10 protein-coding genes are annotated in these 9992 nt (G+C 36.4%); 9 read left to right on the forward strand and 1 reads right to left on the reverse strand.

Annotation, left to right across the window (positions count from 1 at the left end):
- Positions 1-143: 143 nt before the first annotated feature.
- From ACIQZ6_RS06795 to ACIQZ6_RS06805, 3 genes are all read left to right on the forward strand, one after another.
- Positions 144-2474, forward strand: coding sequence for a carboxypeptidase-like regulatory domain-containing protein (locus tag ACIQZ6_RS06795; protein ID WP_395809464.1), 2331 nt, complete (start codon positions 144-146; stop codon positions 2472-2474).
- A 12-nt stretch (positions 2475-2486) separates the two neighbouring features.
- The gene (locus ACIQZ6_RS06800) at positions 2487-3311 is read left to right on the forward strand and encodes a DUF4249 domain-containing protein (protein ID WP_395809466.1); all 825 of its coding nucleotides are present in this window, start codon (positions 2487-2489) and stop codon (positions 3309-3311) included.
- Between the two features lie 114 nt (positions 3312-3425).
- Positions 3426-4232: an N-acetylmuramoyl-L-alanine amidase gene (locus ACIQZ6_RS06805; protein WP_395809468.1), complete on the forward strand. Its 807-nt coding sequence runs from the start codon at positions 3426-3428 to the stop codon at positions 4230-4232.
- A 3-nt stretch (positions 4233-4235) separates the two neighbouring features.
- Here ACIQZ6_RS06805 and ACIQZ6_RS06810 read toward each other — a convergent pair whose 3' ends face one another.
- Positions 4236-5906, reverse strand: a complete 1671-nt coding sequence (locus ACIQZ6_RS06810) for a glutamine--tRNA ligase/YqeY domain fusion protein (RefSeq protein ID WP_395809470.1) — start codon at positions 5904-5906, stop codon at positions 4236-4238.
- Positions 5907-6046: 140 nt separating this feature from the next.
- Here ACIQZ6_RS06810 and ACIQZ6_RS06815 point away from each other — a divergent pair, with 140 nt between their 5' ends.
- The 6 genes from ACIQZ6_RS06815 to ACIQZ6_RS06840 all read left to right on the forward strand — a co-directional run.
- Positions 6047-6466, forward strand: coding sequence for a cobalamin B12-binding domain-containing protein (locus ACIQZ6_RS06815; protein ID WP_395809472.1), 420 nt, complete (start codon positions 6047-6049; stop codon positions 6464-6466).
- A 45-nt stretch (positions 6467-6511) separates the two neighbouring features.
- Positions 6512-7294 carry an enoyl-CoA hydratase/isomerase family protein gene (locus ACIQZ6_RS06820; protein ID WP_395809474.1) on the forward strand — a complete coding sequence of 261 codons (783 nt, stop codon included), beginning with the start codon at positions 6512-6514 and terminating at the stop codon, positions 7292-7294.
- 133 nt (positions 7295-7427) lie between these two features.
- The gene (locus ACIQZ6_RS06825) at positions 7428-8834 is read left to right on the forward strand and encodes a sigma-54-dependent transcriptional regulator (protein ID WP_395809476.1); all 1407 of its coding nucleotides are present in this window, start codon (positions 7428-7430) and stop codon (positions 8832-8834) included.
- 41 nt (positions 8835-8875) lie between these two features.
- Positions 8876-9193: a YtxH domain-containing protein gene (locus ACIQZ6_RS06830; RefSeq protein WP_395809478.1), complete on the forward strand. Its 318-nt coding sequence runs from the start codon at positions 8876-8878 to the stop codon at positions 9191-9193.
- A 12-nt stretch (positions 9194-9205) separates the two neighbouring features.
- Entirely contained in the window at positions 9206-9553 is a 348-nt protein-coding gene (locus tag ACIQZ6_RS06835; RefSeq protein ID WP_395809480.1) for a phage holin family protein, read from the forward strand.
- On the forward strand, positions 9550-9992 hold a 443-nt coding region (locus ACIQZ6_RS06840), incomplete at its 3' end, for a hypothetical protein (protein ID WP_395809482.1). The genes ACIQZ6_RS06835 and ACIQZ6_RS06840, both read left to right, overlap by 4 nt.

Genomic DNA, 9992 nt, shown 5'->3' on the forward strand with positions numbered 1-9992 from the left:
ACCAAGCGATGAATTCAATTATCTTAATTCAATTTACAATCAAAGAAAAATAGATGGATGAAACTCTTTAGCTTTGTAAAATTAACGTATGTTAAACTAAAGCCTAAACTAGTAGGCCAATACCTTTTTATAATTTGAATAGAATGCTCATTTTAAAAAATATTTTCCTGACTTGTTTACTACTATTAGTCTTCACCATAAATAGTAAATCTCAGGACAATTATACCATCAATGGAATCGTAAAAGATTCACTTTCTGGAGAGACATTAATTGGTGTTACCCTTAAATTTAACGGAAAGGTACAAGTAGGAACCAGTACAAATGCCTATGGATTCTTTTCGTATAAACTCAGCTCTGGTGATTATGATCTGAGTGTAAGCTATGTAGGCTACAGAACAATCAACAAAAGGCTAAGCATCAATGCAGACACGAAGCTTGATTTGAATATGGTTCCAGACAATATTCTCGATGAAATTGTAATCAGCTCCGAAAAAAGGAATGACAATGTGGTGAATGCACAAATGGGTGTAGCCAAAATAAATCTGAGTGAAATCAGAAATGTTCCCGTACTTTTTGGAGAACGCGATATTCTTAAAACTTTACAATTGCTCCCGGGAATAAAATCTGCCGGCGAAGGAAACAGCGGCTTTTATGTACGGGGAGGATCTACTGATCAAAATCTCATCCTGTTAGATGAAGCGCCCGTTTACAATGCCTCGCACTTACTTGGATTCTTCTCTACTTTTAACTCAGACGCCATCAAAGATGTCAGTGTTTTTAAGGGAGGAATGCCGGCTCAGTATGGGGGTAGATTATCATCTGTTTTGGATATCAGAATGAATGATGGCAATAAGAAAGAGTACACTGCCGAAGGAGGAATCGGATTAATCTCGTCAAGGCTTAAACTTGAAGGGCCAATCGTTAAAGATAAAGGATCATTCATGATCAGTGGCCGCCGCACCTATGCTGATGCATTTCTAGCATTTTCAGGTGATAGTTCAATAAAAAATAACACACTCTATTTCTATGACCTAAACGCTAAAGCAAATTACCAGATCGATGAAAAAAATACCATTTATCTTTCTGGATATTTTGGTCGCGATGAACTTGGCCTAAGCGAAACATTTGGATTCGGCTGGGGAAATACTACAGCAACATTACGCTGGAATCATTTATACAGTAATCGATTATTCTCTAATACTTCCCTTATTTACAGTAATTATAATTATGTGATTCAGAACTTTCTGCAAGAAAATAATTTTAAAGTAAATTCATCAATCAGAGATATGAACCTTAAACAGGATTTTCAGCTAGCCTTAAATAATAGCCATAATATTCGTTTTGGATTGGATCTGATCCACCATACCATTGCTCCCGGCAACATTACTGCCAGTGCAAGTTCAAGTGTAAATGAGGTAAAAGTTGAAAGGCGCAAAGGCAGTGAAATAGCAGCCTATATATCTGATGAATGGGAATTGAATAACAAAGTCAATTTAGTTTATGGACTCCGAGCCAGTTCATTCTTTTTAGTTGGACCCGGAAATTTTTACGGGTACGACATGGATGGAAACACTACTTCAACCAGGGCATATACTAGCGGCGAACTCGTTAAAAAGTATTTAAACCTAGAACCACGAATCTCATTAAGCTATCAATTGAATGGTTTATCTTCTCTAAAGAGTTCCTATACCCGAAACACACAAAATCTTCATCTCATGTCTAATTCTACGGCAGGTTCGCCCACAGACCTGTACATTATGAGCAGTAATAATGTGAGTCCAGAAATAGCTGATCAGGTTGCAGTCGGCTATTTCAGAAATTTAAATGAAGATAAGTATGAGTTTTCTGCAGAGATGTATTACAAAAAAATGCAGGGACAAATTGAATATCGCAGTGGAACAGATTTACGTGGTAATAGAAATGTAGAAGCTGATTTACTTTTTGGCGATGGAAGAGCATATGGAATAGAATTATTTCTAAAAAAACGATTTGGCAAAATCAATGGATGGATCGGTTATACCCTTTCAAAAACCGAGCGTAAATTTAATGATATCAACAGCGGCCAATGGTTTCTTGCAAAACAAGATCGAACACATGATGTTTCATTGGTAGGTATCTATAGAGCAAGTGAAAGATGGACATTTTCATCCACATTTGTCTATAATACCGGAAACGCTGTGACCTTTCCCGGAGGTAAATACCAGTTAAATAATACAACCGTTTTTTATTATCCTGAACGGAATTCAGACAGAATGCCAGATTACCATCGTCTTGATTTTTCGGCTACACTTGAAGGAAAACCAGGTAAGAAATTACAATCAAGCTGGTCTTTTGGGATTTATAATTTATACAACCGAAAAAATGCTTATTCAATTGATTTTAGAGACGATCCAGACGATAAAACGAAAACACAAGCTGTAAGAACTACTTTATTCGGAATAATTCCTTCTGTTACTTGGAATTTCAAGTTTTAAAATGAAACAATCATGAACTTTCTTATAACTAATATACCTGTATTTCAGGCTTCAAAATTTAACTATAACTTGGTACTTCTTATCAGTTTATTCCTTTTTTCATCCTGCGAAAAAGTAATCGATCTTGATCTGAAAAAGGCAGAGCCAGTTATAGTGATAGAAGGCAGTATCAGTGACCAGATTGAAAATCAATTGGTCAGAATTTCAAAAACCATCCCTTTTACAGAGTCAAATACGTTCAATGGTTTTAAAGGGGCTAATGTTACCGTTATCGCTCCTGGAGGGATGCCAATTAATTTTACAGAAGTATCCCCAGGTTTGTATAGAAGTCAGCGGTATAAAGGAACACCCGGACAAACGTACAAGCTTGAAGTTCTGGCAGATGGAAAGTTGTATACTGCCAGCTCTACTATGCCTTTACCTGTAATCCCCGATTCGGTAGGGTTCAAAAAACTTAGCTTTTTTGGAAATGCAAATATATATCCCACTGTCTATTATAAAGACCCTTCAGGTGTACAGAATCAATACCGATATCTCTTAAAAATCAATACTAAATTGCAGGCAGATATTGTATTTGAAGACCGTTTTAATAATGGAAATGCTGTTTCTGATTTAATCAATTATGATGGCGATGAAATTAAGTCAGGCGATATCATCACTATTGAAATGCAATCTATAGACCGAAATGTGTTCAAATATTACTTTGCAATAAGCCAGATTGGTGGAAACGGCGGCCCTCCGGTTGCTCCGGCAAATCCTGATTCAAATATTAGTAACGGAGCCCTCGGAATATTCAGTGCCCACACCAAATCAACCATTTCAATTGTTTTGAAATAGTACAGCTTCATACTTATTGCTTTTGAAAAAGAAAGTTGTAGTCAAATCTTTATCCTATTCTTTTAACATTGCAAATTCATTTTTTGTATTTTGGCTGCATATAAAACAACATCCATGCGCATAAAAATAGGTCTGATTTTACTTACTTTAATAAGTATAATCATAGCATCGTGTTCATCAAACCCTTACGGCCCAACGAACAAAGCATATAAAAAACAAACAAAAGAATTAAGCAAAACTATCCGCACTAATCCTGTAAATCCAACAGGTCAAGATTTTGTAGGGACCACAAATTTCGGGCTTCGAAAACCTAATTACGTAATTATTCATCATACCGCTCAAAACTCAACTCAGCAAACCTTAAAAACATTCACATTGCCTCGAACCCAGGTGAGTGCCCATTATGTAATTGGCAAGGATGGGGCAATTTATCAGATGCTGAATGATTATTTAAGGGCATGGCATGGTGGAGCAGCAAAATGGGGCAACCTTACTGATATTAACTCCGCATCAATTGGGATAGAACTTGATAATAATGGCTTTGAGCCTTTTGCCCAAGCACAAATCAACAGCCTATTAAAAGTGCTCGCAAATCTGAAAAAAACGCATGCAATTCCTGCAGCTAATTTTATCGGCCATTCGGATATTGCACCTGGCCGAAAAGTGGATCCAAACATCACTTTTCCGTGGAAAACTCTTGCTGAAAACGGTTATGGTTTATGGCAGGATGAAACATTAAGTGATTCTATACCAGAAACATTTAACCACATAGAAGCTCTCCGCATTATTGGGTATGATATCAAAAATCCGCAAAATGCGCTGAAATCGTTCCAGCTTCATTTTTCACAAAAAGAAATTACAGGAATTTTGACCGAAGAAGAAATAAAGATTCTATTCAATCTGTACAAGAAATATCTATGATGTTCAAGATTTGCTAATTTCCTTTGCCCAGGCGTCTTTCAAAGTTACGGTACGATTAAAAACCAAATGATCAGGACTTGAATCAATATCAAGGCTAAAATAACCTTTACGTATAAACTGATATCCAAAACCAGGTTTAGCATTGGCCAAATCAGGCTCTATAAATGCATTTTTAATCACAGACAAACTATCCGGATTTATATATTCTTTAAAATCTTCCTCTTCGTTTGATGGATCTTCTACACGGAATAAGCGATCATATAAACGTATTTCGGCAGTTTTTGCTCCGGCAGCACTAACCCAATGAATTGTTCCCTTCACGTGAATTCCACTGGTATCACTCCCGCTTTTCGACTCAGGAATATACGTACAATGAATTTCTGAAATACGACCGGTTTCATCCTTTACAAAAGAATCACATTGAATGATGTAAGCATTTTTTAAGCGGACCATCAGTCCCGGACCCAATCGGAAGTATTTCTTTGTTGGTTCTTCCATGAAGTCATCCCGTTCAATCCATAATTCAGAACTAAAAGGAATAGGACGCGATCCGTCGCCACCCTCAACCTCCGGATTATTTTCACCATCCATCACTTCAATCTGATCTTTAGGATAATTATCGATGATCAATTTTACTGGATCCATCACTACCATTCTTCTCCATGCCGACTTGTTAAGATCTTCACGAATACAAAATTCAAGTAAACCAAGGTCAATTAGATTCTCTCTTCTTGCAACACCAATGCGTTCGCTAAAATTACGAATAGAAAGCGGCGTATATCCGCGACGGCGTAACCCACTAATTGTTGGCATACGCGGATCATCCCAGCCTGTTACATAATTTTCATTAACTAACTGAAGCAGCTTGCGCTTACTCATAACCGTATAATTCATATTTAACCTGGCAAATTCATATTGCTTAGAAGGAAAAATATTTAACTGTTGAATAAATAATTCATATAAAGGGCGATGGGGAATAAATTCAAGAGTACAAATAGAATGGGTAATTTGCTCAATTGCATCAGATTGCCCGTGGGCAAAATCATACATCGGATAAATACACCATTTATCGCCGGTTCGATGATGATGGGCATGCTTAATACGATACATCAAAGGATCGCGCAAATGCATATTAGGTGATGCCAGATCGATCTTTGCACGCAAAACCTTAGCTCCATCAGGATATTTTCCAGCCTTCATCTCTTCAAAAAGCTGTACATTCTCTTCAATACTTCTACTTCTGTTGGGAGTAGGTTTACCTGGCTCTGTCGGGGTTCCTTTTGCTGTAGCAATTTCTTCAGCTGTACTATCATCCACATAGGCCAGATCTAATCTGATCAGATTTAATGCAAAATCATACAGTTGATCAAAATAATTAGAAGAATATAATTCCTTATCCCATTCAAAACCAAGCCATTTAATATCTTCACGGATACTATTAACATATTCTACATCTTCAGTGGTAGGATTGGTATCATCAAATCTAAGATTAGTTTTACCCTTATATTTTTTAGCAAGACCAAAATTTAAACAAATAGATTTAGCATGCCCAATATGTAAATAACCATTGGGCTCAGGAGGGAATCTCGTTAAAATACGACCGTTATTTTTACCATTTCGGATATCCTCTTCAATGATTTCTTCTAAAAAATTTAATGATTTTTCTTCGCTCATACTCCGTATTAAGAGGGTACAAAAATAGCAAAATTTACTGTTTACCTTAATTAATTTGGCAGATGTGCTTTTTAATACTTACCAGAGTTTTAATTGACGGATACAATGCAATTTTCTTCTTACTTTTACTTATATCAATTATGACAGGAAACTTAAATAGACCCATTCGTGTACTTGTTGCTAAAGTTGGCCTTGATGGGCACGATAGGGGCGCAAAAATCATCGCAACCTCTCTTAGGGATGCGGGTATGGAAGTTATTTACACCGGTCTTAGACAAACACCTGAGATGGTAGTTAATTCAGCACTTCAGGAAGATGTTGACGCCATAGGAATTTCCATTTTATCAGGTGCGCACCTCACGGTTTTTCCTAAAATAATGCGTTTAATGAAAGAAAAAGGCCTGAATGACGTGCTTGTAACCGGAGGTGGAATTATACCTGATGATGATATGAAGATTCTTAATGAAATGGGCGTAGGCAAACTTTTTCAGCCAGGAACAAATACCCATGAGATTGTTTCTTACATTACTGACTGGGTCAAAGAAAACCGTATATTCTGATCATTCCATCAAGGAATAAACGTATATCTAAATCAATAGAAAGAAATGGACTTTACTAATCTACTCGTTGAAATACGTGACCGGATTTTATACATTACTATTAATCGTGAAAGTAAACTAAATGCATTAAATAAGGTCACATTGGTTGAACTTCATCATGCTATTACCCATTCATTTCATAATGAGGCTGTTGGTGGATTGATTATAACAGGGGCAGGGCAGAAAGCTTTTGTTGCTGGAGCAGATATATCAGAATTTGCAGATTTAAATGCCGATGAAGGCAGAGCCCTTGCCCGCGAAGGGCAAAGCAAAGTTTTTGATGTAATTCAAAACAGTGAAAAACCAATCATTGCGGCAATCAACGGATTTGCACTTGGCGGAGGGCTTGAACTGGCCATGGCCTGTCATATCAGAGTTGCCGCTACAACTGCAAAAATGGGATTGCCAGAAGTTAGCCTGGGCATAATCCCAGGTTACGGTGGTACCCAACGCCTAAGTCAGTTAATAGGCAGAGGAAGAGCCCTTGAAATGATCCTCACTGCCGAAATGGTTAGTGCAGCCGAAGCATATAGAACTGGGCTGGTAAACCACGTCACAGAGCCAGACCTGATTATATCCAAATCTGAAGAACTATTAAAAAAGATCATGAGCCGATCACCGTTTGCAGTGGCTTGTGCTATTAGAGCTGTAAATGCCAATTACATAGAAGGCGAAAATGGATTTGAAACAGAAATCTCCGAATTCTCTAATTGCTTTGGTTCAATAGACTTTAACGAGGGTGTAGCAGCATTTTTAGAAAAAAGAAAGGCTGAGTTTACAGGAAAATAATGTACCCAGAATTGAGAAGTCGAACTCTTATTATTAATCAATAGTTATAAAATATTTTCCATTTACGATAATATTTATACCTTACCACTCCCGATTTTCTAAGAAAGAAAGGCTCAACATATAAATTCATACCATGAATAAAATATTAATAGTTGACGATGAGGTAAATATTGGTATACTTCTTTCTAAGTTTTTAACCAGGAACGGTTTTGAAGTTAGCACCAGCACCAACGGTAATAATGCTCTTGAAATAATGACAAAAGAGCCATTTAACCTTGTGCTTTGCGATTATAGATTGGAAGATACCGATGGTAGAGAAATGCTACGCAAAATCAAAGCTACTTATCCTGATACGGGAGTAATTATTATCACAGGGTATTCAGATATAAAACTAGCGGTTGAATTAATTAAAATGGGGGCCTATGATTATATCACAAAACCCCTATATCCTGACGAAATATTAAATACAATCAACAAAGCAATTGAGGCTCAAAAAGCCATAAATCAGCATAAAAATCTAATTAGCGGAACAATTGCCAAACGCGAACCAAAAGAAGCATTCATTCCTGAAGAATTTATTGTAGGGCTCGAAGCCGCCTCAAAAGAACTGTTAAAACAGATCAAATTGGTAGCACCGACAAATTTCAGCGTAATCCTAAACGGTGCAAGCGGGACAGGAAAAGAATCTGTTGCCAAAAGTATTCATCTCAATAGTCCAAGAAAAGACAAGCCTTTTATTGCCATGGATTGCGGATCGTTAACAAAAGAACTGGCTGGCAGTGAATTTTTTGGCCATGAAAAAGGTTCATTTACAGGTGCATTGTATACTAAGATCGGGCATTTTGAAATGGCAAATGGTGGAACCTTATTTTTAGATGAGATTAGTAATTTGTCATATGAGCTCCAGGCTGCCTTATTAAGAACTGTACAGGAACGAAAAGTAAAACGTATTGGAAGCACAAAAGAAATTGACCTAGACGTTCGAATTCTTGTTGCAACAAATGAAAATCTTGGCGAGGCTATCCAAAAAGGACGATTTAGAGAAGATCTTTTTCACAGATTCAACGAATTCAATATTACAGTGCCTCCTTTAAGAGAAAGAGGGAAAGATATTATGATATTTGCTGAACATTTTCTGAAAGAAGCTAATTCAGAACTCAATAGAAGTGTAACTGATATCTCTGATGAGGTGATTGAATGTCTGATGACTTATAACTGGCCGGGAAATATACGTGAACTTAAAAATGTGATTAGAAGAGCAACTCTATTGAGTGAAGAAAACCAGATACAGTTAAAAGCACTGCCGCTTGAAATTTCCACATTAGCCAAAACATCTGCCATTGAAAATGTATTTGGGGCAAACATTGCTGTAAATAGTAATAAACATAGTATCAAAAACGCTGCTATCGAAGCAGAATATAAAACGATTATTAATGTTTTGAAAGAAGTTAACTTCAATAAGACAAAGGCTGCAAAGATTTTAAAAATCGATAGAAAGACACTATATAACAAAATGAAATTGACCAACCCTGAAAATTAGATCGCAAAAAGAGCATTATTTTAAAAATCAAAATTTAAATCATGAATGATAGCACCAAAGTTTTAGCTGCTATGCTTGCCGGATTAGCAGCTGGAGTTGCAATAGGTATTTTATTTGCACCCGATAAAGGTTCAGAAACGCGTGATAAGTTAACCGATGCGTTAAAGAATTTGGGAGACAGCATTAAGGATCGGGTGGCAGATGAAATTGGTAACTTAAGCGAAGTTAAAGATACAGTTGTTGAAGAAATTAAATCAAAAATGAAATCAGCAGAGGTGGAATTTACTGAAACCCGAAGAGCCTCTAGCGCTACTGCTGTGCATGCAGAAGAAACAAATAAAGACAGCATAAAATCGTAAATTTGAATTCTTATGGAAGACGAATTTGAACAACAAAAAATTATTGAGAAAGTTACGGAGTATATAAAAGTTCGAACAGATTTAACTGTACTCAAAACTGTAGATAAGGGATCACAATTATTTGCCAATTTGCTAACAAATGGCTTGGTTTTAATTCTTACTATTCTCGCATTTTTGTTTGGAAGTTTGGCTCTTGGATTTTATCTATCAGAGGTTTTGAACAATTCATATGGAGGTTTCCTGATCGTTGCAGGAATATATCTGTTACTCGCTTTCATTCTTAATTTCTTAAAAGGCAAATACCTCGAAAAAAAGATCATTAATATCGTAATTGAAAAATTTTTTAGGGATAGAAAATGAGAATAAAGATCCAGAATATTGACGATTTACGAGAAGAGGTTGCTCGTTTAGAAGTAGTTCAAAAAGAAATAGAGACCGAACTTAAAAATGAGGCTCAAAAAATAACTTCCAAAATTCGGATACCACTCATGCTTTTACGCAAACTGAACAATTTTTTTGGTGGAAGCAAAGATAAATCAGGAACTAAAGATAGCAATGATTGGGTTTCTAGCGTTTTCAGTATAGGTTTGCCTCTTCTATTAAATAGATTTCTATTCCCAAAATCCGGATTTATCGTAAAATCAATCATTGAACTTATTTCACAAACTACTGCCAAAACAGTAAATACTGATTTAATAGTTGAGCTCATTGAAAAAATATCTCAATGGATAAAATCAACCGGGAGCAGGAATAAAAAAGAAGCAGGAATGGTTGATTATGGAATCCCGCCAGATAGCGA

It is taken from the genome of Daejeonella sp. (genome assembly GCF_044348475.1).
GTDB lineage: Bacteria > Bacteroidota > Bacteroidia > Sphingobacteriales > Sphingobacteriaceae > Daejeonella.